Consider the following 23,986-nt stretch of genomic DNA (forward strand, 5'->3'; position numbering starts at 1 on the left):
GTTGTTCAAGGGGGGAACGTCAGCCATGAGTCGTTTTGGAATGCATCAGGAAGCAATCAATCCGCCGCTCGGTGCTGCCTTCATCGGTTATCACCGAGAAGTCGGTATCGTAAGCATACACGATCCGCTATATGTCACAGCGAGTATCTTCGAAAGCGAGCAGACGACATCGATCTTCGTCAGCATCGACAACATCGGCATGCTCGTCGCCGATACGGATGTCATCCGTGAAGGCATTGTGGACCAGCTGGACATATCGAAGGAACAGATCATAGTCGTTTACACGCATACGCATTCGGGACCAGCGACAGCAGGAAACGAACCGTTGACCGTCGCCTATAAAACGATTTTGACGCAACAAGCGATTGTATCTGCGGTCAAAGCAAGCGAAGTGATGCAGACGGTCGAGATTGGTTGGGGTGTGACGTCTGGAAAACTCGGCGTCAACCGACGGGAGAAAATAAATGATCAGGCGGTAATGGGAACGGATCCGCTTGGGGTGACGGATGACCGAATCGGGACCCTGTTAGTTCGCCGTGCCGATGATGCGTGTCTCGTCGGTGCCTTCGTTTTCTGTACAGCGCATCCGAACGTCTTGAAATCAGACAGTGTCGTCTTATCCGGTGATTATCCGGGTGTCGCTCGAACGCTACTCGAACAGGCACTCGGCTGTCCGGTCGTGATCGTCCAAGGCGCGACGGGAAACATCAATGCGAAATATCGTGGTGACATAGAGAGTCTTCAAAAAATGGCGTTTACTTTAAGTGGTCATGTCTTGACGACGATTCCAGCCGTGTCGTTTCAACCGTTAACGCACCACCGGATTCAGTCATGCATTCATCCGATGCGCTTAACAGAAGTACCGGCTATGAACGTATTACGAGACATGGCGGATTACGCTGAACAGACATGGGGCGTCAGTGCAGCACGCTGGTTGGCATACGTTCAGGAACGATTGGGAAAAACACTTACCATCCCAGTCGAAATTCAATTGTTTGAACTAAATGAAGGTTCGTTCTCAGGCATCCCGATGGAGCCGTTCTGTGAGACAGCGCTACAGATAAAGCAAACCCGTCAAACGGAATTCGCTTTTTTCGGAGGCTATACGAACGGTTATATTGGTTATTTGCCGACAGCGGAAGAACATCCGTATGGTGGGTACGAAGTGGCAATCAATCCCGTCGTCTACGGTCCGCTGACTGGTCTTTGGATGCCACCTGTACCGGAAACGGCAAACGACATCGTGCATCGTATCCGACAACTCTATGAAACGAACAACAACCCGGCTTCTCTCGTCTGAGAGGCCGGGTTGTTATGATTACGAATTGATTTTTTTGATGATCCAGAATAAAGCGAAAACAAATCCGCATGTTAGGAAGATGAATAAAAAGAGCAGAATGAGTAAGTTAGAGATTTGTAACATTTAAGACCTCCATAAATAGGTACAGCTAGATTTTCGAACTTTTCGAATAGTAATAGAGTAACATAGTAATTAACAAAATATAGGGAAATAGGTTGTTGTTTTAGATATTTCTTAATTTATTTACTTATTATATAAAAATAAGTTATTTTATTACATTTAAAAAGAGGGGGAATATCATGATCATCAAAAGATTTATTCTTAGTTTTGTCATCACTTATTTATTCCTCAGTTTGCTTTTATCCTTTAGCATCGGATATACGATTGATTGGATTCCCGAAGCAACTTTGACTCAAAAGATAAAAGGGTACGTCATTGAAGGGTTCACTCGTTTTAATATTATAAAGCTTTTGATTGCTGCAGGTGGAGGTACTGGGTACGGCCTACTCTACCTAAAACCAGGATCACCGAGTTCTCCAAAGCGTTGATTTCCTTTATTTTGAAACTTTTCTTTGTGTGATTCGTTTATAAGGATTAGAACAAGTCAACGTATTGGGGGAAATAAAAATGAAAAAGACAGTTGGTGCAATCATTTTAGCGAGCGGCATGTTGATACTCGGTGGTTGCGGAACAGCAGCAACGCAAACCGATTTATTTGAGCAACAAGGTACATATCTTGGCGATAACAGTAACGTGCGCGACATCGTTCAACAACTACCTCACGGTGATCATTTAAAGAAGATGGAACTGTCGACAAAGGAAAAGCCGTATCAACTGACGTTGTGTTACGGTGGGTATACAGAAGGACAGGTCGAACAAAAAAGTACTCGTACAGCAATCTATAATGCGACGGCACTGTTCACACTGATTCCGAACGTCGATCAAGTCAACATGACGATCGAAGATGCTTCGTATCACTTCACGAAACAAGAGCTACGCGATTGGTATGGAAAGGACTTTACAACTTACAATAATGAAAAAGCCTTAAAGGCATTCACGAAGCCTTTTATTGAGGATGAACGGAAAGTAAAAGAAATACTAAATTGAAACGAAAAGTGGAAGTAGATGAATTGTTCATCACTTCCACTTTTTTGATATTGATTATTTTCCCGGCTTCGTCTTGTAGAAGCTGTAGAAGACACTGATCAGGATGACGAGGACGATCGTACCGAGCGACATCCAGATTGGCATTTTGTAGACGTCACTGAAAATCATCTTCGCTCCGATGAAGACGAGCATGAAGCTTAAACCGTGTTTCAAGTAGTAGAAACGATCAATCAAGTTCGCGAGGACGAAGTAGAGACTACGAAGTCCAAGGATTGCCATGATGTTCGCATAGAAGATGATGAACGGATCACGCGAGTACGCGAAGCTTGCAGCGACTGAGTCGACGGCGAAAACGATATCTGATACTTCGATGAAGAGTAGGGTGATCAAGAGAGGCGTGAAGAACAACTTCCCATCAATTCGTTTTGCGAACTTACCAGACGAGATGTCTTGTGTGATTGGTAAACGTTTCTCTAACCAACGAATCGTTCTGTTGTCTTCGAGCGACGTCTCTTGACCGATGTTCTTGTACATCATCCAACCTGTGTAGACGAGGAACGCTCCGAAGATGTAGTACACCCAAGCGAAGTTCTCAAGTAGCGAGACACCAGCGACGATGAAGATGACGCGGAAGAAGATTGCACCGAGAATACCCCAGAACAAGACTTTGTGCTGGTACTTCAATGGAATTGCGAAGTACGCGAAGACGAGTGAGAAGACGAAGACGTTATCGATCGCGAGAGCCTTCTCAATGAAGTACACGCTCGTATATTCGACAGCAGCGGCGCTACCTTGATCAATATAGAGCCAGCCTCCGAAGGCGACAGCGATCGCGATCCAAACGAACGTCCACGTCCACGCCTCCCGAAGCGAAACTTCATGTGCCTTGCGATGAAAGACTCCAAGGTCAAGGGCGAGCATGATGAAAACGATGGCTAGAAAAGCAATGAGTAGTGTCAACAGCGCTTCCTCCTTTAAAGTAATTTGTTTTCTTGAATTTATTATAAGTTCATAAGAACTCGAAAGTAAAGGGGTAAGTGTGCTCTTTTTTGAAATTGTGAACAAAATCCGCCAAAGGCACTGCTCATGCGAACAGTGCCTTTGGCGGATTACGTGAGTGGTAGAGAATGCAGTTCAACATACAGAGCGAGCGTATCGATGATTGTAGCAGATCTTATCGTACACTCATGCGATCGTTAAACATGAAAATCTTCTTTTACTGCTGTTCGAGACGACGTGAGACACCAGTCAAGATGACGGCAAGAATGACCATGATAGCGCCGACCCATGGCGTGTGGACAAGTCCGATCGTATCGGTGACGAGACCACCGATCGTTGCCCCAAGTGCGATGCCGATATTGAAAGCTGCAATATTTAAGGCAGAGGCGACATCGACTGCTGCTGGGACGTATTTTTCAGCCAACTGGACGATATAGAGTTGGAGTCCGGGGACGTTCATGAAGGCAAGAAGTCCCATTAAGATAATACCGATGATGCCAGCGACCTTGAACGGAATCATGAATGAGAGGGCAATCATGACAATGGCATGGATGATGAACATATAAAACAATGCTTTAATCGGGTTACCATTCGCGAGTTTTCCGCCAACCGTATTCCCGATTGCGACGGCGATTCCGTAGACGAGCAGAATGATACTGATTAAGCTTGGATTAATTTTCGTGACGTCCTGCATGATCGGCGTTAAATAAGTAAACGCGACGAACGTCCCACCGTAACCGAGGGCAGTGATCAAGAAGCCGAGCATCAATCGTCCGTTCGTCAACAGTTTGAACATGTCGGAGAACTTAGCAGGTGGTGATTGTTTCAAGTCTTTTGGAATCAAGAAGAAGCTTGCGATTATCGCAATGATTCCGAGTGCAGCAACCGCGAAGAACGTCGCGCGCCAGCCGAACGATTGACCAATGAATGTACCAAGCGGGACACCCGTGACGGTCGCGACCGTCAGACCGGTAAACATCAAGGCGATGGCACTTGCTTTTTTATGCTCCGGTACGAGCTGGACAGCAATCGTCGCACCAATCGAGAAGAAGACACCGTGCGAGAACGCCGTGATGAAACGGGCGACGATCAACAATTCAAATGTCGGTGAGATGGCGGAGATCAGGTTACCGGCGATGAAGACGACCATCAATGCCATCAGTAACGTTTTCCGGTTCATCCGGTTCGTCAGTGCCGTCAAAATAGGTGCTCCGACGGCAACGCCAATTGCGTAACCAGAGATGATGAGACCAGCGAGTGTGATACCGATATTTAAGTCACGAGCAATCGCTGCGAGCAGTCCGACAGGAACGAATTCCGTCGTACCGATCCCAAAGGCGCTGATTGCTAGAGCGAGCAGGGCAAGTCCGCCGTTTCTTGGAGCCTGTTCCTCCTGTACCTGTTGATTTAATTGATTCATGGGGATTCCTCCTAAAAATGATTTCAGTAGGGATCGTGTTCAGTGGGCCCGCCGAACGTGATCCGATTGACATGACCCCAGCATAACAGGGGTGTTTCCTTTCGGGAAGTACGTACTTTAAAGTGCGATAGGCACTAAAAAGTACCCTACTCCTTCTTTTAGATGCAAGGTCTAAAAGGAGATTGTACTTTCCGTTGACAATTGCTATCATATAGCCAGCCAATCCGCTTGGGAAGTACGCACTTTCAAGTACGATAGGCACTAAAAAGTGCCTATGTTCTCAACGGAATCTCGAAAGGATGGATCGCACATGCCATACAATATCCCGGTCGAAGCAACACTAGAAGTCATCGGTGGAAAGTGGAAGGTCGTCATCATGTGTCATTTAATCAAAGGCGAGCGCCGGACGAATGAGCTTCGTAAGCTGATGCCGACGATCACGCAAAAGATGCTGACGCAACAATTACGGGAGTTAGAAGAAGACGGTGTCATCATCCGGACGGTCTTTGAACAAGTCCCACCAAAAGTCGTCTACTCGTTATCCGAGTACGGCTGGTCGCTGAAGCCGATTCTTGACGCGATGTGTGCATGGGGTGAAGGACATATCAATTTGACAGGCGGAGAGGTTGTTTCGTCTTAATCGCCAGAAAAAAGGTTCGACATTATGGTCGATCCTTTTTTTGCGCTCAAATTGTCTGGAAATAAATAAGTTGTACAGTAAGTGATCATTAGAAAAATCTTTTATTATATTTACTCCATCAACTGTGAAAAATCCTTAAATTTTTTGGGCGGTTTTTATCAGATATCAATAAAACAAGTCAATAAAGTACTAGTATTGAGAAATCCCTTGATAAGAAAGTCATGAATACAACATGATTGATTTGAGTCTATAGGGCGGGTTCCTGATTTTGGAATATTTGTTACGATCAAGTGGAAGAAAGTTTTAATTTTCTCTTTCAAGAACTAATGCCATGTTTCATCAGAGTGAATGACTTTCTATCTTGACAGAGAAAGGAGGAGTTCGGATGTCTGCTATGTTCGTGTCGTATCAATTATCTTTGGAAGAAAAGTTCTTCAACATGATCGAAAACAAATGGTTCTGGATGGTTTTCGCTCTTGTCATTTTAGTAGGAGTATTTGCATATGCGTTCTATTGCACAAGTCGAGGTTACAGCTTTAATGGAAACGTGAAATTAAACTGGCCAAAGTTCTGGCAAATGGGAATTGGCTGTAAAGCCTCGTAACGTACTTAACTGGCGGGGGCTCGTAGAGCTCCCGCTTCTTTCAGGAGGTAGAAACATGATTGAAATCGATGATTTGACAAAATCATTTAAAAAGAATCGCGTTATCGATGCGTTATCAGCATCATTTTCTTCAACGGGTGTCTCTGTCATAGTTGGAACAAATGGCAGTGGAAAGACGACACTATTGAATATGTTGACGAATTTGCTAGAAGCTGACGGTGGCGGCATTCGAATTGATGGTATTCCACCTGGTAGTCAGGCATACAAATCTAAATTTTTCTATCTTCCTTCTGACTTTTATTTACCAGGCTACATGACTGGTAAGGAATATGTACAGTTCGTTTTAAGTCGATATGAGACAAGTGAAGAGGGTAAAGCTCCTCTTTTAATGGACTTACTCGATTTGGCGGACGGTCAAAATAAAACCATTGAGTCGTATTCCTTTGGTATGAAGAAAAAAATTCAAATTGTCGCAGCCATTGCTGCCAATACTGACTATATAATTGCTGATGAAATTTTCGGCGGACTTGATTTTGATACGTCTTTGCTCGTTCAGGAACTGTTTGCAGCAGTCAGCACGACGAAAAAAGTGATTATCGTCTCTCATGAACGAAATACGATTGATCGTTTTCCCGAAGATATACGACTTATGAGACAAGGTTCACTTGTCAATTTCGAAGGAACTCCAGAGGAATTGACGGATGTTATTAAACAAGAGGAGGTCTTACGTGAAAAGCTCGACATCGTCAGCAAACATTTTATGTCTACTGAAATTCTTCTTTAATGATACGTTTCATGGACTTTTCAATCGTCCTTTTTTTAAAAGTCGGATGAATCGGTACGTGTTAGGTATTCTTCTAATTGGCATCTATCTTGGATACTTTTATCTAAACATGGTTCAGCTCTCCACCCTATCGAATAATGCAGTGGAAGCAGATGAGACAACACGATTGCTGGCAGGGAAGATGACACTCAGCAGTTATTTTAATGTCGTCTTTATTTTAGGTACCTTTATGTTCGTTTTAATTAATGGAACCGTCTCATTGAATCGGAACTCTTTATTTTTTGCGAAGACACTTCCATTCTCAGAAAGAGAAGTCAATATCAGCCAGCGATTATTTAAACTCTCTGTTGCCCTAGTCTTTTTCGAATTACTGATGATCATCGTTGCACCAGCACTGAAACTAATTCCTATGCGCTTGGGAACGGCACTGCTTGTTTTAATAACACTTCATACTGTATTCATCAGTAGCTTTTGGTTATTGGATTGTCTCCATGCAGCAGTATTGCATCGTTTATCAGGTATGAAGCGTACTATTTTCAGTTTCATTCTTGATCTAGTATTAGTGGGTCTCGTGACACTTCATTTATTAAAAACACGATTTCAGGTTGATGTATGGGTTAGTACGTTACCGTATTCGATTTTAACGATCACGCTAGTTATGTTGATGACGAGTCTTGTCGTTGGCACGATTGCCTATACTCTTCATGCAGTTTTCTTTGCTCGAAACCATTTGTATGTCCGGCAGAATTACTTCAAGTTAGGATTGCCTGCTTTCAATATTGGTTTAGCGACTACTATGCCTGCAATCATCCGAAGTAAAAACTTTCTGTACTTTTGGGCATTACTTGGTGTGATGTCAATCGGAGCATGGTACCAAGTCGGGTGGGGGGGAACTTTTCAACTCTGGTTGTTCTTATTGCCGATACTTGGAGTAGTGACGATTACATATGCAGACGCAACATTAGCAGTTAGAAAGTTGTACGGACTGTACCGGATCCATCCCTTGATGGAACTCATGTCACTCCTTGCTGTCGCCATCATCTTGATGGCACCGGCACTATATGTCGGTATCATTGAGACAAACAGTTTGAATCCATATATGTATGGAATCAATATCTTTTTCGCGGCTACAATTGCAGGATTTTTATTTCCGAAATCTCAAAGTAATATCAATGAGACGATTGCATCCGTGTTGACGATCATTTTAATTGTCTTACTGTCTGTCCTCGTCAGTATCGATGGGGCATTGTATCCGACATTAGCGATCTTACTTGGTGTTTTATATCTCATTTTAAAGAAAGAATACGAGGTGGCAAAATGAAAATCACGAAATTAATTGGTGTTGGTACTGTTTTGTGGGCAATTATTTTTTTAGTCGATTATATTTATGAATTGTTTCAAATCAATGAAACGAGTGTCGTGACGACGATGACAGGATTAAAAATTACAACGGTAATGACAAAAGAAGAATTGAATACACACTTCGCGTTGACACTTCAAGCGCTTGTTCTCTATTTGGTATTTATCGTTTTATTCACATTGTTTGGTGTCTTCTTACAGAAGCGGCGAACGTTAGCGCGTCATGACAGCTGAGACAGTTCTGCATCTTATCAGCTATATTCTTCTGATTTTCATTGTCGTAGCGATACACGAAATGATCCATTTATTGTTCGCATGGGTGTTTCGACGGCGACCGACAGTGAAACTCGATCGATTTTTAACGCCAATCGTCCGCTATGAGAATAATCAGAATGACTGGCAAAATTTAATCATTGCTGCTTCTGCACCTGCGATTTTATTTTCGTTCGGTATTTGGATAGAAGGAGATGGCGGTGGATGGGTCTTAGTTAAAATTTTATGTTTATCAAATGTATTTAATTTTTTCCCGGTGACAACAGACGGCCAGATGATCCTGTTATCCTGCTTAAGAATAATTAGAAAAGAACAGCGCAGAAATGACGCTCTGTAATATTCGTGCATTTCTATGCAAATAACCCCTCATTCCTCGAGCGGAATGAGGGGTTATTTACATGGGAAAATTCAAATGAAGATAAATTTGGTATCCGGCGTTATTTTTGAGCGATATACCTCTTTTGATCGAAATCATATTTAAATGCAACGATCATTAATGCATCACCCGTTGGATTTCGATACGAGTAGAGAAGCGTCCCCTGTTTTTCTCGGTACACGACTGTGCCTTCAGCATAGGCTTCTCCAATCGTAGAGTAATCTTCTGTATGGTGAAGCGTCAAGACACCAAGTCCTTTACCTGAAAGAATTCGATCGACGTCAGCTATTGTCATGCCAGGCTTGATCTTCTTTCCAGGTAAGAGTCGTTTCTTTGACGGTGTTTTAGGGATGTATTCCTTTTCCGCAAGGTATAAGATGTGACCGTTTTGTTTCGTCTTGAAAATCAGATGCATTCGTTGCTTAAACCAATGATCGTCTGTTACTTCATAGGGATAAAAGGCAAAAGCGTACAAAGCATAGTCATCTTCAATTTCTCGTAATGCAGCTTTTTGTTTGAGTGTTGTGACGCCGTGTTCTTTCTTTATGTATTTCTTATATGATTTTCCGTAGAGCGATTTCGCAACGTTTGTCGCGGTCATGCCGAGTTTTAGCTTCTTGTAAGACGCATACTCCTTTGTCGCTGCGTCGACAGAATGAGGTGCGAAAACAGCACCAATCATCGATAGCGTGAACAGAAGCGCGAAGAGTACTTTCAACTGAACACGGTGTGACTTTTTCGGACGTATCATCATAATTGTGTCTCCTTTGATAAGCTTATTAAAAACCGTGCGATTCTTTTCGTTTAAGATACCAGAGTAGTCCTAGGGTAATGAAAAAACCCATCGCACCTAGTATTCCGATGTACAAGAAACCAATGAGATCATTTCCGATATTCTTTTGAAAAAAATAGGATGAACCAAAAATCGCAGTGGCAAGCATGAAAATATTGCGTAGATGGCGAAGTATTTGGAGCATTGTGGACAATCCCTTCTGATTCAGTTGTCTGCTCTACGGATTTCAATCGCGACAGTCGAGTCCTTTGCAAACGTCACTTGAATCGTGTCACCCGTCTGAATGTCAGCCGTTTTATCTGTTTTGCCATACACGATCGTATCCGTTGTGACGCGAATCTTTGTCAAAGCATACTGTTCGTCCGGTTTTTGTTCGCTCGGAGCGACGAATAACGTGTCCCCTGTAATCTCTTCGACAACACGTGCATCGTTCTCGTGTGTACAGACACCAAGTGGCATACAAAGGAATAGAATAAAAGCGAAAAGCCAACGACGCGTCGGCATGAACCAGGCACCTACTTTCGTCAATTAATAGGGTTAGATGAAATCGTATTATTATATAAATTTTACCAGTTGCGATACCGATTGATGCAAATTAGAAAAATCTTTCTTGCTTTGAAATGAAAGGAATTCAGGCATAAACTAAGTATGATTGATAAAATACCCTCATCTCGATTAGAGGAGGAGTTACGATAAAGCTAGCCATCTGTACCTGCTACGAACCGCTGGATGTCTTGCATATTAGAGTGATACCTCGTTTGGATCCGAAATCAACTGTAGTACTCATCGTATGCATCTGTCGTCCACTCCAATCTTGATTTACGTTGCATCGTGCGCTGCCGGAACGGCTGCTGTTCGAATCGCAAAAGCAAAAGGGCTGCAGGTGACGGCTGTCTGTAATGAACAAAATGCGGAGCGGGTCAAAGCGCTCGGTGCCAATCACGTCATCGATTATACAAAGGACGGCTACGATGGATTGTTGCTGAAGTACGATGCCGTCTTCGATGCGTCTGGAAAGATTAATAAGACGAAAGCGAAACGGCACGTCAAACAAAACGAGTCTTTGCATCCGTCGCGGGGTAAGGTGTGGCGAGAGAACGGAAAGAAGATATACACTATTTGAATAAACTGTTTGAAGCGGGACGATTTAGAGCCGTCACGACCATATCTGTTCACTTGATGAAATCGTCGAAGCGCACCGTTATGTCGACACCGGGCGAAAATTCGGTAACGTCGTCGTGATGATTGCAGAAGAAATAAAATGATTCAGTAGCTTGGAAGTCATTGTTTTTGAGTGTTCATTGCTTGAGAAGAGTGTATAAATTACAAAGAAAACGAATGGAACATGACATCGTTTAGTATAGATAATATCATTTTAAAAAAACCTTCTCGATTGTATCAAGAAGGTGTTTGCTTTAGTTTCGCTTCGGCAAACTGATCGTCATATTCATTTACTGCCTGTATCATCTTGTTGAAGTCTTAAAATCGATTAGATGATAAATCGAAATTAATGCTTGCAGCTGCACGGGAACCATCAGCGGCTGCTATCAATAAAGAAGAAGGACCGCTTTTTTCAGTCTCTCCGGCAACGTATACCCCTTCGACGGATGTACGACCAGTTCCATCCGTTACGATGGCTCCACTCTCATCGAATGTACATCGTAATTGTTGAGCCAAATCGTTTGAACGATGGAATTTAGGAACGACGAATCCACCTTGTCTTGCAACCATTGTTCCATCTTCTAATTCAATATGTTCTAGAATACCTGCTTTTCCATGTAGGCGTTTAATTTTTGTGGTGTATGCTTGAATGTGGTTACGATCTAAATCGTTCCGAACGTCTTCAGATAGTGCAAAACCGTTTGTAAAAACAACTAAATCGTTCGACCAATTGAAAACGAGCTTTGCTAAATGGTGAGTAAAGGCTGGATCTTCGGCAATGACAGCTAAGGGTAAGTCTCGCATCTCCCAGCCATCGCAATAGGGACAACTAAACAAACTTTTTCCATAATACTCCTTGATTGCCTCCAGGGGAAATTCTTCTTGAATTCCGGTTGCGAGTAGTAGCGTTTCAGTTATATAACGATGCTGACTGGTTGAAACTTCAAACAGATGATTCTGATTATCTTGTTTTACTTCGATGACTTTTTCGTTGCAAATCGTAATGGACGGATATGCTTGTAGCTCTTTTAATCCAATTTCCCTAAACTCTGACGGTGTAATTCCATCTCGAGTTAGATAACCATGTGATTCTTGTGTGACACGATTTCGATTTGTAGCATCATCGAAAATCATAATATTTCTTCGAGCTCTTCCTAATGTTAGGGCAGCAGCTGATCCGGCGGCACCTCCGCCAATCACGATGCAATCATATACGTTCATAAACGTTTCCTCCTTTTAGATAACAGATATTAAAGAGTCATAGTGTCTGTAATTAAAGCATAAGACATCATGTTTTTTCAAATGGATGATGTCTCATTAACTTGAGTAGATAAATCACTAATTAGCGTGTGTCTTAATGAATCTAAAAATTTGTGTTCAGCAGCCTCGATTGATTTCTGAATCAAGCAGTTCGGATTGTTATTGAGACAAGCGTCAGACATGGATGGTACGCCTTCAATCGCAATGATGACATCAAGCAATGAAATCTCTTCCCAACTTGGTTTTAATTTGTATCCACCAGTAGCTCCAGTAGTCGAGATCACCATACCCGTTTTGACTAGCTTAGTTAAAATCTTCGAGAGGTATGTGGGTGAAACGCCTTGTTGCTTGGCTAACGAGGCTACACCAATATGATCATGAGGCTGATTTACAGCTAAAAATAACATCGTATGGAGTGCATAATTGGTTGCTTTTGATAATTTCATATTCTCACCTTAATTACAGACTTGATGTGTCTATAATACCGTTATTCGTACGAATATCCAAATGTTATCACTTAAACTAACGAAAGAAGGGATTATCTGCAATCCACGACCACCTGCAGAAGGTAGTTTTTTAGTCGTTATCCAATATATGTTAAAATGAAATCGTATATTTTTATGATGGAGGGTGATAGAGAACATGAAACAACTGTTTGCGTTTGAGACAAAAACGGACTATGACAAATACGAAGCGGTCACGCATCGCTTTCAAGCACGGTTAGACGAGTATCAAACGATCTTACAAGAGAAGTATCAACTGATCGACGTGCCAAAAGGAATCATTTGGACGTCAGCGGAACTCGCGACGACCGTCTTCTCGGACATTCCGATTCCAGCATTTACGAATAAGGACTTGATTTACATCTCACCAGACGTTGCAGAATGGCGAACGTTATTTTTGTCTCAACTCGACGGGAAGGACGTACCACATATTCGAGCGTTCTACGAGACGCTCGCGGAAGATCACGTCTTGGCGATTGCTGGTCATGAACTGACGCATCACTTGGATTTGTTCGTTGATGAATTCGACGATGAGAGAGAAGACGGAATCTGGTTCGAAGAGGGAATGTGTGAGTACCTGCCCCGGAAGCATTTGTTGTCGGACGAAGCATTCAAGCAAATTACTGCAATCGAGACGGAACTCGTTGAGCTTTTTCAAGAAGAGTATGGAGCGCGCTCGATTGATCAATTTGGGAGTGCCTCCTATGCCGGTAGTCTGTCGAGTATCATGTTTGATTATTGGCGGAGCTTTCTCGCGATCCACCATCTCATCGAGGAACGGTATGACGGGGACGTCTTACGCGTTTTTGAAGCATATCGGAACTGGCATGAGCAGGGGCGGATCGTGCCGCTATCGGAATACTTTAATCTTCAGACGGTAAACCGCTAAGTTGTGTTTGTAGTGGAGGAGGGCTTATGAATCGTTACAGTATTTTTTCGGTATCTGCATTCATCTGTTTTTGTTTCTTATTTTTGGTGATGAAGAGCGGCGTCAGTCTGAAAGGGTTTGGAACTGTCTATCTCCTGCTTCTATTTATCATTCCGTTAGTCGGCGTATACACAGGATACAAATCAAAGCATCAGTTACTCAAATGGGGATTCGTCGGCATCCATCTCATTACGTTCTGTATGATGTCGTATTTGCTGTTACTGGCTTATGGTATTTCCGAGCCGTAAAATGAATAAAGTGAAAAGGTCAGTTGATTCCGTGTAACAAAGGAATCAACTGACCTTTCATGATATGTTGTGAAACAAGTGATCATCGCAAAATCTAATTTCGCTTTGGCAAACTAGTCGTCGTGCCCATCTCAACGACTCGGTCGTCTTGAAGACGATACAGCAAGTATTCCTCTTTTTGGAGCCCTTGACCACGGACTTTTACGGCAATCTTATAGCGTTTTTCTTTGTCGCGGTGTTTGTCGTCATAGGCAGAATGGAGGGAGACGACATGAGCTGGACCGTATTTTTTCTCGACATAGGTTTCGACTTGGGCGCTGACATGTCGCTCAAATCGTTCATCGTAACGGACGTCTAAATAAAACAGCAGTCCACCTAATATTAGGAATACGACGAATAGGTTGATTCCGATTTTCTTCAATTCATCACTTCCGATTGTTCCATAGCATTAAACCTAGAAAAGCTGTTACAGATGATCGAAAGACGATGCATCATAACAGCGATTGAATCATTGATTTAAAAATCTACATCATTTGAGTGATTGCTTTAGAGATCGACTCCAACTAATTTAAGAATGATGACGATTGTGATAGCTGAGAGCGCAAAAGAACCGGCAAAAGCAAGCTGTTTTTTCAAAAGTATCTCCTCCTCATGAAAAGGTTACCATTATTATGCCATTAAGTAATGTATCTGTAAAATTAATTCCAATTATAATCGTGAATTTTCATCACAATGTTTCAGAAGGGAACGACAACATTCCTACTTCTTGATTCGACAATGCACCAAGGATGTTGTTTTCATATAACGACTGGTTACACGAGGCGAAGTAAGAGTCGTGGAGCCGCTAACGATGAAGCGTCCTGTACGTAGCAATACCGTGTCAACGACGCATCATTGATTCGACAAAGTGTAAGCTGATGCTTTTGAAAATCGATCTCCTCGATATACACGCGTTCCGATATAGGTTCGGCATCTTTTGTTGTCTGCAAAGACAATGGAATCCGTTCGCGCAACACGATAAACAGGACGATTTCGATTTGGTTAGTACTGGGTGTAGAGGACGTGTCGTGAAAGAAAAGGGTTTCGTTCATCGAAAGACTGAGAGTTGAGTATAACGTGTGTTGAGAAATTGAATGTGTCGGGTTGGTATGAAGGTGGTGCATGATGGACCTCCTTATAATAAGAACGTATGTTCATATTATGAGTGATGGAATGAATTTTCGCAATCTTATTTAAAGCGGATATGAGAAAACTCGTAAATAGTAGAAGGAACAACCACCTAAATAATGGTATAATCAAAAAGGAGAATTATGTTAAAAATGAAGGGGTTGACCGTATGTTTGCTGCGCTTGAAAAACAGATTCAGGATGAACTGGTCTCGCAATCCATTCCCGGGTTTTCAATTGCGATTGTCCGAGGACGGGAAGTCGTCTACGCCAATGGCTTCGGTGTAACGAACAAGGAGGAGGGTGGCGTACCTGTCACGGCAAACACGCTCTTTCGAATTGGATCGTTAAGTAAACCGTTGACGGCGACCGCGATCATGAGACTCGTTGATTTAGGAAAATTGAATATAGATGTTCCAATACAGTCGTATGTTCCATTTTTTACGTTACAAGACGCGGCAGCTGCTCAGACTATCACTTTAAGAATGCTCCTAAGCCATACCGCCGGGCTACCGGATGGTACGGATATGGTCGGCAGTCGTGACTTGGATGCTTTGGAACAGTACATCAAACAAGATGTGCCACAGCTAACATTAATTGCTCCGCCAGGACTGATTTTTTCCTACAGCAATCATGGATATAACATCGCAGGGTATGTTGCCGAATACGTGACGAAAACGTATTTCCCGGATTTGATGCAGGAAATCTTGTTTAAGCCGTTAGGCATGTTGCGGACGTTCTATGATCCGCTGATGGCAATGACATTTCCTTTGGCATTAGGTCATGAGCGAACAGAATTAAGCGAAGTCGTCGTCAGACCGTTCTATGACAATGCAGCGAACTATCCCTCTTGGTTTGCGATATCTACAGCGGTAGACTATGCGAAGTTTTTGTTGCTACATCTGCAAGCGGGACGAATAGACGATCAGCCAATACTTACTGCCTCTACCATTGACGAGATGCAGACGTCACAAGTGAGTCGATATAACCTGCAACAACTCGGATGTGGATTATCGTTCATCACGGAACGATACAAGGGAATACAAACGATTCGTCATGGTGGAGCGATCGGTACATATACGAGTTTCATGTTGGCTGTACCTGAGCAGGAACTTGCGATCGTCACGATGTCGAGCCAGGATTACGGTCTCGATTTAGCATACGACATCCTGGATCAGTTACTCGAAACTGAACCGAGTCAAGAGATAATGCCAAAGAAGACGCCAAATCGCTCGAAATGGAAGTCCTACACCGGTCATTACTTAGGAAATCTGAACGGATTAGTGGAGATCTTCGCGGATGGTCATCATCTCAAGATGCGTCTGAATGGAACTGAACTGATGTTACATACTTTTGACGAAAATCTTTACTTTACACAGGATGCGAACAGGGAACCAGATATGACAGTTGGTTTTGTCATCGACGAGGAAGAGGAGACTCCGTTCATCGTACTGAACGGTCAGACCTGTAAGCGGATGGACTCCGAACAGCTGATGCAACCCCAAATAAACGTCTCTTCTTTTGAAGGGATGTATTCGAACGGAGCGATTTCGTTTGGTCTGACCGTCAAAGGAGATCAACTGATCCTGCTGGATGAAGATCAAGAGTATTACTGTCAGCCGTTATTTGGTCACTTCTTCTATACAAATGAACAGGGGTTACTGGAAATCGGAGAAATCGAGCGTCAGAGAACACTCATCATTCAAGGAAGTTGGTCGTTTGAGGCGGTTGAGTCAAGTAAGTTACAAAGATGAAAAATGAATGGAACGGCGCATGACGGCCGCTCCATTCATTTTTTTGTTTCAGCAGACGAGATTACTTCGCTACTTTTACGCGATGGTACGTCGTTTTCGTTCCATTCGTGATGCAATATGCTAGTACACCGTCATGATATAGAGGAAACGATACCAGCTCTTCAAAGTCCGTCAGAGGAGCGACGGTCTTCGCTTTTAAGTCCGCATATATCAACTGATGGATGCCTTCTCGGAAGACGATTTGTGTGTTCGAAAGGAATTGAATGCCGTTAATCAACGTCTGGGCACTGGAAGCAGAATAGTTCAGCGTCTGTTCGTCTAATCCGATGGGTTGGAATATGGCGTCGCCTTCTGTGCCGAGAGCGAAATAGGTGCCACTACGACTGAAATCAATTAATCCGGATATCTCTTTTTTATAGGCACCATCCAGAGTTTCAAGCACACGGATATTCTGTCCGTTTTTATAGTGAGACGTGTATAAGGTCACGCCGTCATCGCTATCGCGGTGCTCGTACGTGAATAGTCCGTCTCGTGTTTTTCCTGTTGTTAAGATGAAGGATTGGAGTGGCGTGATCTTCCCGGTTTTTAACGAATACGTCTTGATCGTGGAGACCGTTTTTTGTGCAGTCGCCTCTTGCGTGATCCAGGACGCACGAGTTGACGTGACATCGATTCTCGGAGGGGATGTATCGAAGCGACTTTCGCCTGTATCAAGTGTTTTCATTTGATTCGTCGTGATATTTAGTTGACGAATCGACCATTTCACACCGGTCTTTGTCGGCTGTTCCGTTTCGACCCATAGTAAAAACGCACCTGTACCCGTCATCATCGGGATTGCATTCTTCGTCGCATGAACAATTTTGTTATGCTGTCGTTTCGTATCGTATGTATAGATGACACTCTTGTTTTCTTGTAGGTCAAAGTAGAAGATCTGGTTTTGGTAGAAATACTGTGGATCGATCGAGACACGGTGTTTGCTCAGTAATGAAGAAAGGTCGTACGTTTTCGTTTGACCTAACGTGACGCGCTTCGTTTGCTTTTCTAATTCGATTGCTTGTTGGTTATTGGAGTCGGTCGTTGCTTTCTTCAAGGAAGTCTTTACTTGTTCAGGTGACGCGATATTTTTTTGTGCTACACGCGATGTCGCTTGTTCTTCCATCATGGTACAACCCGCTGTCGTCCAAACGATGGTCGAGAGGAAAAAGACGGATGCGAATCGATGTAATTTCATATCGGATAGCTCCTTCGAAGATTTTCGGAAATGTAGTTCATTGCTGTACCTCATGTGAAGAAGGACTCGGACGACGGGTGTGAAGAAATACGAGATACCACCACTTTAATGTGTAGGCGAATAAGAAGATACACATCCATGCCCACGATCGCAGTGTCGTCAATCCTTCGTAAAAATGTCTGAATTCTGTAATGTCAAGACGGTACAAAGAGTTCCAAATGAATAGTGCATACAGGAAAAGCATCGCTACCACCGCTCGGATCGACGCTTTTCTCAAGGATGGATGCTTGATCGCGACGAAGATTGCACTGATAAGCGTGATGAAAAAGAATGCGTAGGAAAGTACCCACACCCACATGTCATTGGTTGGTCCCATATGTATTTTCCTCCTCAGTTAATCATGGATGCGTCTAGACGATCTTCTAAACAAAACAGAAAGAATGACATCAATCAGTAAGCCGATCAAGAACCAACTGATCAAGGTCAGGATGTAGATCAGAAAAAGTGGGACATGGAAGGAATCTAGCCATGTTCCAAGAAAGGATCGTGATTCAAGAAGCCAGAAAACAGGGCTCGTCAGAAACAACAAGATATTTTTGTTGTCGTAGCCGAAGGCATTGAACAGACAGACAACAAGTGAGAGCAAGGGTAGCCAGAGTCGAAAACCTTTACGCATTATTATTCATCTCCTGTTTGAGTGAGGTTGGTTTTATCGGACCTGAATCAAAAAGGCGGATAGACCGTCACCATGTTCGTTCCATCCGGCAACGACCTCATAGGTATACGTACCTTGAGCAGACGGTGCGCTAAGAATGTCGTTTTTTAATGAAACCTGTTCACTTTTCGTTTTCGAATCCCAGCGTACGACTTCGAGCGAATTGGGTTTACGATCAAACGAGAGATGAATTTTGTCAGAGGGTGAGACGATGACGGGTTTACTTTTTTCAGTCATGTGTAAAGCATCCAAATAGATCATGTCCGCACATTGAGCACTGAACAAACTGGACCAGCAATAAGAACCTTGGACAGTTGGAATCGCTTTACCGTTTACTTCGACGTTTGGGTCATAGGGTTCGATCCGAAATGGCTCAAAATAGATAAAAAAAGCAATCACGGCAAGTAGTGAGCCAATCAAAATGAATTTAAGGATACCAGCTCCTCCTTTATTGAATAATTAATAGTGTTAAATCGGAAATTAAAATCAATCAAGTCATATATCATGCAGAAGAATCTTGATATAAAATCATTTTCCATAATAAACTATCAAATCCCTTCAAATGGATGAAGGGATTGTGAATAAGGCTCGAAGATCTCTTTGCGACGGCTAGATGCTAGGAATCCTTTGAAACCTATTAATGAGGACAAGAAAGAGTCGGGCAACGATCTAGAAGGCACTTCTCTTATCGAATAGAATCATTCAAAAAATGAAAATGAGTAGTAAGTTCAACCAAAATGGACGTTTTCACCATAAATAGCTTTTATCCTTCATTTTTCTCAATCTGTATCATGGGGTGATACCATACACGATTACGTCCCCTTCGTTTCGCTTCATAGAGTGCTCGATCCGCATCTTGAACGATATCCTGGAGACTCTCTTTCTTGCTGTGAAACGATTCATGATAAGCTACTCCAATCGATACTGTAATCTGAACTGGGTGCTCGTCTTTGATTTGATAGTTATAAATTGCGCTAGCTGCGCGAACAACTTCTGCCAGGTCATATGATCGGGATAACTGTAAGTTTGGGCAGATCATGATGAATTCTTCACCACCATAACGGCCGACGATGACGGAGTCCGGACAATGTGTTCGTAATAATTCACTGATTTGACGAAGAATCGCATCGCCTTGATCGTGTCCATATATATCATTGATATGTTTAAAGTGATCGACGTCTAGCATCAAGATCGAAAAAGGAGTTTCTGTTTTTAGCAGGTATCGAACAGCTCCCTATAGTTTTCGGCGATTATACAGACCGGTCAATCCGTCAATGCCTGCCTCTTGGCATGCTTGATGGTAGCGGGCATATTGGGCACGTATCGTTTCGAGAGATGCATGGATCAGAATACCCGATCCAAAGTGAAACAATATGAATTGAAGTGTATTCGTTTCCTTCATGTGTGAAGTCGATTCTATGAAATAAATGAGAGGAAGGGAGATCAGGAGACTCGCCGCAAGCAGAACAAAAAAACTGATTGATTGGGTAATCATTCTTTTTTTCAGAAGTATGATGACATAGAAGACTACTCCATACGTGAGAACATAACTCATTGCATGCCAAATGCCAGTCGACTGATAGATAAAGAGACCTTGGCAAACTTGTAAGGACACTAGCGTGATAAGTCCGACTTGATATCCTCCATAGTAGAGGCTGACCATTAAAAATAGGATGGATAAATCGATGGAAAATCCATGAAGATCAATTTCTTTTAGAAGGATCCAAATACTTGCAACCATCGAGAACAAAATGAGTGAAACCAAATGAATGATACTTTGAGAGTTCGGTTTGACGGGATTGAACCATTGAAAGAAAAATGCACTGGAGATCAGGATTAACAATAGTGACGATACACTGACAATGAATTGATCCATAGCATGAAGCATCGGAAAATTCCTTTCGTGAGGAACCGTTGATAGAGTCATCAGTAAGTATCAAAGTCATTCATTCAGACGTTAGAAGTGGAATGGTGAAAATGATGAGAGGTGTCTAATCGATGTATCATTTTTATATCTTTAAGTATTAAGTATACGTCATATGGTTATGTATCACTATCTATTTTTTGTAATATTCTAACTTTTTAAGGGGGGTTCACTCAAGCACAGTAAAAAGAATGATATCTTTTTTACGAGATATCACCCTTTTTACTGTAGAAAAGATTTCGTTATTTAAGTGGAATTCAAGATGAATCATCCAGCTTCTCTTGAAGAAGTCGTTTTCCTTTCACAAAGAATGGAGGAATCACTGCTTCTCCCAGTGGGCTTGATAATCGAGGATATATTGACTTAGGGGAATCGGCTCGGTGCCTGTCACATCGCGAAACTGACGGTTCGTTCGTTTCGTGAGTCCAAGACTAATCGGGAGGTGTAACATGATGACTTCATTGACGTAGCTTTTCGGATATCCTTTTTGAACCATCTTCATTTGGAAGAATGGAATCGAAGGGTTCGTGTAACGGATTGTCTTTCCTAAGAGCAGCGTCATCAGACTCGCGATCTCATGGAAACCGAAAACTTCCTCGCCATGCAACGTATAGACACGATTGAAATGGGGGGCAGGATGTTCTAGGCAATGGATGACGAACGTCGCGATATCCCGGATGTCGATCATGCTTGTCTTCCCAAGACCAGCGGGCGTAACGATCTGCTCGTGAAAACGGATGTCATCACGCATGAAGAGATTTAAATTTTGCATGTAGTATCCGGGACGGATGATCGTAAACGGAATACCGGTCTCTTGAATGATCTTTTCGATCGTATGGTGAGGTGTCAGCGGAAAGACTGGAACATCCTTGAACGAGAGATAAACAATGTGCCGGACTGAGGTGAAGCGCAAATAGCGCAGAAAGAGATAGAACTGTCGTGTTGATACTTGGGACGGATACATCAAAAAGAGTTGATCGACGCCTTTTAAAGCTTGTGAAAACGTTGAGATATCGGCGTAGTCCAGGTGACGATAGTGAAAAGCATTGCCGAATTTCTCTGAAGCAGCTACTGGGTCGATGACAGCCGCATGAAAGGGAATATGTCGCTTCATCATTGCATGACCGACGGCTAGTCCGACGTTTCCTGTGAATCCTGTTACTAAAATCGTCATGTGTAACGTCCTTCCTGTACACTTGACTGAACTGCTGTTTGATGAGAAGTAAATCATGATATGTCTAAGAAAAAGTGAGGTGATAAATCGTCAGCTAATTGCTTTATCGTAACTTGATTGAGCGTATTAAAGAATGAAATCAGTGCAACATCTAATAGTTGATCTAACGCACGTACCTGATAACGCGTTCCCGGAAAAAGCGGACGTTCGAATAACGCGACGACATCTCCGACCCGGACAGTATGACTCAATGGAAGGAGTTGAACACCACCTTCTCGTCCAGCATGGGTTTGTAAAAGACCTGCTCTTCCTAAAATTGAAATGATCTTCGTGAGATGCTCGTACGAGATGTTACATTGAAGCGAAATGTCTCTCGTCTTTACGTATTCTCCTCTTCGTGTCATCGATTTTGAGGTGTGTGCCAAAAAAAGTAATGTCAGCAAGCCATGTTCCGTAGCACGTTTCAACCGCACGACCGCATCTCCTTTCATTTTTGACTGACGATGATATCAGACAATCAAGAGACAATATCGCGTCATGGAGGAAAAGGGCGCTTTCGTCATGTAAACATGCGTGTAGGAATCATCGAATGTGATCAAAGCAGAAATGAGGTGTGCGCGAATGTACCGACAGGAGAGGCTTCGCCGTTGAGGCGTAATCAGTTCATCTCTTCGAGAGTCGAAGTCGAGCAACAATTGCAATGGGTACTCTGTGAATATCGTCACCTGACAATGAATGCCGAGCCGGTGATAATAATCGACGATGCATTGACGAACGAACAGTGCTCGTTCATGAGTAATCATATGCTTTTCCCTCCTCTTCATTTACCCAATCGGATAGGTGGTCTTTTATATATTGCCGAAGGGTAATCGGTCGTTCACCAATTAGTTCTAGAAAGTGGTTATCCGTCTCATCCGCTAGACCTAATAAGATCGGCACATGAAGTTTGATGATTTCATTGGTTTCTTCGTAAGACAATCCATGTTGCATCATAAAGGACCGGAAAAAATCAATCGACGGGTTCGTATACATGATCTCTGTTTCAAGTTCTTCTCCGAGAAGCCGGGCGACTTCGTAAAAATTGTAAGCCGCTTCACCGCTGATCGTATAGATTTTATTGAAGTGAGTGGCTGGGTTTTCAAGACACGTCATCACGACGGTCGCTACGTCACGGGCATCAATCATGCACGTCTTACCAATTCCTGCCGGTGCGAAGAGGTGTGCATGATCTCGTAACATATCTCGCATGAACATGTTTAAATGCTGCATGTAGTAGCTAGGACGAATGATCGTGTAGGGAATGTCGGTTTGGCGAATGACGACTTCAATACGATGATGTGGCGTGAATGGGAGGGATAGAGCGTCTTTGGCTGAGAGGTAGACGATGTGTTGTAGGGCAGTCTGTCTGAGATAATGAATAAAATATTCGAATGTTTCCAAGTCCGCGTTTGCAGGAAATTCGAGAAAGATTTGATCGCATCCTGCGAGTGCTTCTACGAACGTCGAGGCATCCTGGACATCGAATCGACGAAAGTCAAAATGCTCTCCATATAATTCGGAAGCGGCTTGTGGATCGGATACCCCGATGCAAAAAGGCTGTTCTTCCGTGCGCATACGTTGGCTGACGAGCTGCCCGATCGGTGAAGAAAAGTCCGTAATGAAAATCATGGGAAAATTCCTTTCCTCTCTTAGATGAACGAGGCATCACTGATGTTGTAAAGTGGTAAATAAAATACTTGTATTAGTTATATAATACCCTAATTATCTTTCAAATACCGGATAGATGATAGTTCCTGCTAAAAACATAATTAAGTATTCCATTTATTCAATATATGAACCTTAATATTCAAAAAAATTAATTATTAATACTTATGTTTACATATCTAGGTTTATTATGAATATTACTCAACGTACTTGTCGTGAAGTCTATCGTAAATTTGTGCGTATGTTTCCTTGAGTGACCTAATCGCATTTACGTCTGTTCCGATGACATCCACTACATCAGTTGACACATACAAAAGGAAATCCGAGTCAAAGAAGACTAGGTTTGTTCGTTCGTTTAACGAATAACGCGAATAGGATGAAAAGAACAGCGGTCATCGCTAATCGATAGGTCAGGGATACTTCCAAGGCGACAGGTGTTCCTTGGATTTTGACAGCAATGAAGTTCAGTCCCCAGACGATTAAACAAAATAGATACATGAAGTATGTCATAGCAGGTCCTCGTTTAAGTAGTTTACTTCCAATTCTTTTCCTGTATTTCATCT

30 protein-coding genes and 1 pseudogene are annotated in these 23,986 nt (G+C 42.8%); 13 read left to right on the plus strand and 18 right to left on the minus strand.

Annotated elements, in window-relative coordinates:
* The first annotated feature begins 25 nt into the window (after positions 1-25).
* From ASG02_RS03905 to ASG02_RS03915, 3 genes are all read left to right on the plus strand, one after another.
* Positions 26-1,300 (plus strand): alkaline ceramidase, encoded by a 1,275-nt coding sequence (locus ASG02_RS03905; RefSeq protein WP_056061004.1) that lies wholly within the window; start codon positions 26-28, stop codon positions 1,298-1,300.
* 299 nt (positions 1,301-1,599) lie between these two features.
* A complete protein-coding gene (locus ASG02_RS03910) occupies positions 1,600-1,848 on the plus strand; it encodes a hypothetical protein (RefSeq protein WP_069201460.1) in 249 nt (82 codons plus the stop codon).
* 79 nt (positions 1,849-1,927) lie between these two features.
* Positions 1,928-2,407 (plus strand): DUF4825 domain-containing protein, encoded by a 480-nt coding sequence (locus ASG02_RS03915; protein WP_056061006.1) that lies wholly within the window; start codon positions 1,928-1,930, stop codon positions 2,405-2,407.
* 54 nt (positions 2,408-2,461) lie between these two features.
* Here ASG02_RS03915 and ASG02_RS03920 read toward each other — a convergent pair whose 3' ends face one another.
* Entirely contained in the window at positions 2,462-3,367 is a 906-nt protein-coding gene (locus ASG02_RS03920; RefSeq protein ID WP_056061010.1) for a TerC family protein, read from the minus strand.
* A gap of 256 nt (positions 3,368-3,623) precedes the next feature.
* The gene (locus ASG02_RS03925) at positions 3,624-4,826 is read right to left on the minus strand and encodes an MFS transporter (protein WP_056061012.1); all 1,203 of its coding nucleotides are present in this window, start codon (positions 4,824-4,826) and stop codon (positions 3,624-3,626) included.
* A gap of 310 nt (positions 4,827-5,136) precedes the next feature.
* Here ASG02_RS03925 and ASG02_RS03930 point away from each other — a divergent pair, with 310 nt between their 5' ends.
* From ASG02_RS03930 to ASG02_RS03955, 6 genes are all read left to right on the plus strand, one after another.
* Positions 5,137-5,466, plus strand: coding sequence for a helix-turn-helix domain-containing protein (locus tag ASG02_RS03930; RefSeq protein ID WP_056061015.1), 330 nt, complete (start codon positions 5,137-5,139; stop codon positions 5,464-5,466).
* Positions 5,467-5,851: 385 nt separating this feature from the next.
* Positions 5,852-6,070, plus strand: coding sequence for a hypothetical protein (locus ASG02_RS03935; protein ID WP_035408256.1), 219 nt, complete (start codon positions 5,852-5,854; stop codon positions 6,068-6,070).
* A 55-nt stretch (positions 6,071-6,125) separates the two neighbouring features.
* Positions 6,126-6,854 carry an ATP-binding cassette domain-containing protein gene (locus tag ASG02_RS03940; RefSeq protein WP_056061018.1) on the plus strand — a complete coding sequence of 243 codons (729 nt, stop codon included), beginning with the start codon at positions 6,126-6,128 and terminating at the stop codon, positions 6,852-6,854.
* A 58-nt stretch (positions 6,855-6,912) separates the two neighbouring features.
* Complete coding sequence (locus ASG02_RS03945; protein WP_235513999.1) at positions 6,913-8,175, plus strand: hypothetical protein; 1,263 nt, start codon at positions 6,913-6,915, stop codon at positions 8,173-8,175.
* Entirely contained in the window at positions 8,172-8,447 is a 276-nt protein-coding gene (locus ASG02_RS03950) for a hypothetical protein (RefSeq protein ID WP_035408250.1), read from the plus strand. Before ASG02_RS03945 ends, ASG02_RS03950 begins: the two co-directional genes overlap by 4 nt.
* On the plus strand, positions 8,437-8,823 hold the full coding sequence (locus ASG02_RS03955) for a metalloprotease family protein (RefSeq protein WP_056061024.1): 387 nt from the start codon (positions 8,437-8,439) through the stop codon (positions 8,821-8,823). Before ASG02_RS03950 ends, ASG02_RS03955 begins: the two co-directional genes overlap by 11 nt.
* Positions 8,824-8,923: 100 nt before the next feature.
* Here ASG02_RS03955 and ASG02_RS03960 read toward each other — a convergent pair whose 3' ends face one another.
* Together ASG02_RS03960 and ASG02_RS03970 are read right to left on the minus strand one after the other, a co-directional pair.
* The gene (locus ASG02_RS03960) at positions 8,924-9,616 is read right to left on the minus strand and encodes a hypothetical protein (RefSeq protein ID WP_056061028.1); all 693 of its coding nucleotides are present in this window, start codon (positions 9,614-9,616) and stop codon (positions 8,924-8,926) included.
* Between the two features lie 243 nt (positions 9,617-9,859).
* Entirely contained in the window at positions 9,860-10,159 is a 300-nt protein-coding gene (locus ASG02_RS03970; protein ID WP_056061036.1) for a hypothetical protein, read from the minus strand.
* A gap of 286 nt (positions 10,160-10,445) precedes the next feature.
* Between ASG02_RS03970 and ASG02_RS03975 the strand changes: the two genes are divergently transcribed.
* The gene (locus ASG02_RS03975) at positions 10,446-10,778 is read left to right on the plus strand and encodes a zinc-binding dehydrogenase (protein WP_056061040.1); all 333 of its coding nucleotides are present in this window, start codon (positions 10,446-10,448) and stop codon (positions 10,776-10,778) included.
* Positions 10,779-11,134: 356 nt separating this feature from the next.
* On the opposite strand, the gene ASG02_RS03980 is transcribed toward ASG02_RS03975, so the two are convergent.
* Both ASG02_RS03980 and ASG02_RS03985 read right to left on the minus strand, forming a co-directional pair.
* Positions 11,135-12,037, minus strand: coding sequence for an NAD(P)/FAD-dependent oxidoreductase (locus tag ASG02_RS03980; protein WP_056061044.1), 903 nt, complete (start codon positions 12,035-12,037; stop codon positions 11,135-11,137).
* A gap of 77 nt (positions 12,038-12,114) precedes the next feature.
* Positions 12,115-12,522 (minus strand): Rrf2 family transcriptional regulator, encoded by a 408-nt coding sequence (locus tag ASG02_RS03985; protein ID WP_056061047.1) that lies wholly within the window; start codon positions 12,520-12,522, stop codon positions 12,115-12,117.
* Between the two features lie 196 nt (positions 12,523-12,718).
* On the opposite strand from ASG02_RS03985, the gene ASG02_RS03990 reads away from it, so the two are divergent.
* Both ASG02_RS03990 and ASG02_RS03995 read left to right on the plus strand, forming a co-directional pair.
* On the plus strand, positions 12,719-13,468 hold the full coding sequence (locus tag ASG02_RS03990) for a collagenase (RefSeq protein WP_056061050.1): 750 nt from the start codon (positions 12,719-12,721) through the stop codon (positions 13,466-13,468).
* A 26-nt stretch (positions 13,469-13,494) separates the two neighbouring features.
* Positions 13,495-13,755 carry a hypothetical protein gene (locus ASG02_RS03995; RefSeq protein WP_056061053.1) on the plus strand — a complete coding sequence of 87 codons (261 nt, stop codon included), beginning with the start codon at positions 13,495-13,497 and terminating at the stop codon, positions 13,753-13,755.
* Between the two features lie 94 nt (positions 13,756-13,849).
* On the opposite strand, the gene ASG02_RS04000 is transcribed toward ASG02_RS03995, so the two are convergent.
* The gene (locus tag ASG02_RS04000; RefSeq protein WP_056061056.1) at positions 13,850-14,176 is read right to left on the minus strand and encodes a hypothetical protein; all 327 of its coding nucleotides are present in this window, start codon (positions 14,174-14,176) and stop codon (positions 13,850-13,852) included.
* A 915-nt stretch (positions 14,177-15,091) separates the two neighbouring features.
* Here ASG02_RS04000 and ASG02_RS04010 point away from each other — a divergent pair.
* Positions 15,092-16,675, plus strand: a complete 1,584-nt coding sequence (locus tag ASG02_RS04010; RefSeq protein WP_056061064.1) for a serine hydrolase — start codon at positions 15,092-15,094, stop codon at positions 16,673-16,675.
* A 61-nt stretch (positions 16,676-16,736) separates the two neighbouring features.
* Here the strand turns inward: ASG02_RS04010 and ASG02_RS04015 are convergent, their stop codons facing one another.
* The 11 genes and pseudogenes from ASG02_RS04015 to ASG02_RS04065 form a co-directional block, all read right to left on the minus strand.
* Positions 16,737-17,906: a hypothetical protein gene (locus tag ASG02_RS04015; protein ID WP_056061067.1), complete on the minus strand. Its 1,170-nt coding sequence runs from the start codon at positions 17,904-17,906 to the stop codon at positions 16,737-16,739.
* 37 nt (positions 17,907-17,943) lie between these two features.
* Positions 17,944-18,282, minus strand: coding sequence for a hypothetical protein (locus ASG02_RS04020; protein WP_056061069.1), 339 nt, complete (start codon positions 18,280-18,282; stop codon positions 17,944-17,946).
* Between the two features lie 18 nt (positions 18,283-18,300).
* The gene (locus ASG02_RS04025) at positions 18,301-18,582 is read right to left on the minus strand and encodes a hypothetical protein (RefSeq protein WP_056061072.1); all 282 of its coding nucleotides are present in this window, start codon (positions 18,580-18,582) and stop codon (positions 18,301-18,303) included.
* Between the two features lie 33 nt (positions 18,583-18,615).
* Complete coding sequence (locus ASG02_RS15770) at positions 18,616-18,858, minus strand: hypothetical protein (protein WP_235514000.1); 243 nt, start codon at positions 18,856-18,858, stop codon at positions 18,616-18,618.
* Between the two features lie 526 nt (positions 18,859-19,384).
* Positions 19,385-19,840, minus strand: coding sequence for a GGDEF domain-containing protein (locus ASG02_RS04035; RefSeq protein ID WP_255354585.1), 456 nt, complete (start codon positions 19,838-19,840; stop codon positions 19,385-19,387).
* Positions 19,841-19,855: 15 nt separating this feature from the next.
* Positions 19,856-20,509 carry a hypothetical protein gene (locus ASG02_RS04040; RefSeq protein ID WP_056061082.1) on the minus strand — a complete coding sequence of 218 codons (654 nt, stop codon included), beginning with the start codon at positions 20,507-20,509 and terminating at the stop codon, positions 19,856-19,858.
* A gap of 355 nt (positions 20,510-20,864) precedes the next feature.
* Entirely contained in the window at positions 20,865-21,719 is an 855-nt protein-coding gene (locus tag ASG02_RS04045; protein ID WP_056061086.1) for an NmrA family NAD(P)-binding protein, read from the minus strand.
* Between the two features lie 53 nt (positions 21,720-21,772).
* A complete protein-coding gene (locus tag ASG02_RS04050) occupies positions 21,773-22,192 on the minus strand; it encodes an Rrf2 family transcriptional regulator (protein ID WP_056061090.1) in 420 nt (139 codons plus the stop codon).
* 36 nt (positions 22,193-22,228) lie between these two features.
* Positions 22,229-22,522, minus strand: a complete 294-nt coding sequence (locus tag ASG02_RS04055; RefSeq protein ID WP_023468121.1) for a hypothetical protein — start codon at positions 22,520-22,522, stop codon at positions 22,229-22,231.
* Positions 22,509-23,387 (minus strand): NAD(P)H-binding protein, encoded by an 879-nt coding sequence (locus ASG02_RS04060; RefSeq protein WP_023468122.1) that lies wholly within the window; start codon positions 23,385-23,387, stop codon positions 22,509-22,511. Before ASG02_RS04060 ends, ASG02_RS04055 begins: the two co-directional genes overlap by 14 nt.
* Positions 23,388-23,759: 372 nt before the next feature.
* Positions 23,760-23,933: pseudogene (locus tag ASG02_RS04065) on the minus strand (EamA family transporter); the annotation flags it as partial.
* Between the last annotated feature and the right edge of the window lie 53 nt (positions 23,934-23,986).

The organism is Exiguobacterium sp. Leaf196 (assembly GCF_001423965.1).
Taxonomy (GTDB): Bacteria; Bacillota; Bacilli; order Exiguobacteriales; family Exiguobacteriaceae; genus Exiguobacterium_A.

Excerpts from the sequence above, each read along its gene's own strand:
- ASG02_RS03905 (WP_056061004.1), top strand. The coding sequence starts at position 26 with ATGAGTCGTTTTGGAATGCATCAGGAAGCAATCAATCCGCCGCTCGGT.
- ASG02_RS03910 (WP_069201460.1), top strand. The coding sequence starts at position 1,600 with ATGATCATCAAAAGATTTATTCTTAGTTTTGTCATCACTTATTTATTC.
- ASG02_RS03915 (WP_056061006.1), top strand. The coding sequence starts at position 1,928 with ATGAAAAAGACAGTTGGTGCAATCATTTTAGCGAGCGGCATGTTGATA.
- ASG02_RS03925 (WP_056061012.1), bottom strand. The coding sequence starts at position 4,826 with ATGAATCAATTAAATCAACAGGTACAGGAGGAACAGGCTCCAAGAAAC.
- ASG02_RS03930 (WP_056061015.1), top strand. The coding sequence starts at position 5,137 with ATGCCATACAATATCCCGGTCGAAGCAACACTAGAAGTCATCGGTGGA.
- ASG02_RS03935 (WP_035408256.1), top strand. The coding sequence starts at position 5,852 with ATGTCTGCTATGTTCGTGTCGTATCAATTATCTTTGGAAGAAAAGTTC.
- ASG02_RS03940 (WP_056061018.1), top strand. The coding sequence starts at position 6,126 with ATGATTGAAATCGATGATTTGACAAAATCATTTAAAAAGAATCGCGTT.
- ASG02_RS03950 (WP_035408250.1), top strand. The coding sequence starts at position 8,172 with ATGAAAATCACGAAATTAATTGGTGTTGGTACTGTTTTGTGGGCAATT.
- ASG02_RS03955 (WP_056061024.1), top strand. The coding sequence starts at position 8,437 with ATGACAGCTGAGACAGTTCTGCATCTTATCAGCTATATTCTTCTGATT.
- ASG02_RS03960 (WP_056061028.1), bottom strand. The coding sequence starts at position 9,616 with ATGATGATACGTCCGAAAAAGTCACACCGTGTTCAGTTGAAAGTACTC.
- ASG02_RS03970 (WP_056061036.1), bottom strand. The coding sequence starts at position 10,159 with ATGCCGACGCGTCGTTGGCTTTTCGCTTTTATTCTATTCCTTTGTATG.
- ASG02_RS03975 (WP_056061040.1), top strand. The coding sequence starts at position 10,446 with ATGCATCTGTCGTCCACTCCAATCTTGATTTACGTTGCATCGTGCGCT.
- ASG02_RS03980 (WP_056061044.1), bottom strand. The coding sequence starts at position 12,037 with ATGAACGTATATGATTGCATCGTGATTGGCGGAGGTGCCGCCGGATCA.
- ASG02_RS03985 (WP_056061047.1), bottom strand. The coding sequence starts at position 12,522 with ATGAAATTATCAAAAGCAACCAATTATGCACTCCATACGATGTTATTT.
- ASG02_RS03990 (WP_056061050.1), top strand. The coding sequence starts at position 12,719 with ATGAAACAACTGTTTGCGTTTGAGACAAAAACGGACTATGACAAATAC.
- ASG02_RS03995 (WP_056061053.1), top strand. The coding sequence starts at position 13,495 with ATGAATCGTTACAGTATTTTTTCGGTATCTGCATTCATCTGTTTTTGT.
- ASG02_RS04010 (WP_056061064.1), top strand. The coding sequence starts at position 15,092 with ATGTTTGCTGCGCTTGAAAAACAGATTCAGGATGAACTGGTCTCGCAA.
- ASG02_RS04015 (WP_056061067.1), bottom strand. The coding sequence starts at position 17,906 with ATGAAATTACATCGATTCGCATCCGTCTTTTTCCTCTCGACCATCGTT.
- ASG02_RS04020 (WP_056061069.1), bottom strand. The coding sequence starts at position 18,282 with ATGGGACCAACCAATGACATGTGGGTGTGGGTACTTTCCTACGCATTC.
- ASG02_RS04025 (WP_056061072.1), bottom strand. The coding sequence starts at position 18,582 with ATGCGTAAAGGTTTTCGACTCTGGCTACCCTTGCTCTCACTTGTTGTC.
- ASG02_RS15770 (WP_235514000.1), bottom strand. The coding sequence starts at position 18,858 with ATGACTGAAAAAAGTAAACCCGTCATCGTCTCACCCTCTGACAAAATT.
- ASG02_RS04040 (WP_056061082.1), bottom strand. The coding sequence starts at position 20,509 with ATGCTTCATGCTATGGATCAATTCATTGTCAGTGTATCGTCACTATTG.
- ASG02_RS04045 (WP_056061086.1), bottom strand. The coding sequence starts at position 21,719 with ATGACGATTTTAGTAACAGGATTCACAGGAAACGTCGGACTAGCCGTC.
- ASG02_RS04055 (WP_023468121.1), bottom strand. The coding sequence starts at position 22,522 with ATGATTACTCATGAACGAGCACTGTTCGTTCGTCAATGCATCGTCGAT.
- ASG02_RS04060 (WP_023468122.1), bottom strand. The coding sequence starts at position 23,387 with ATGATTTTCATTACGGACTTTTCTTCACCGATCGGGCAGCTCGTCAGC.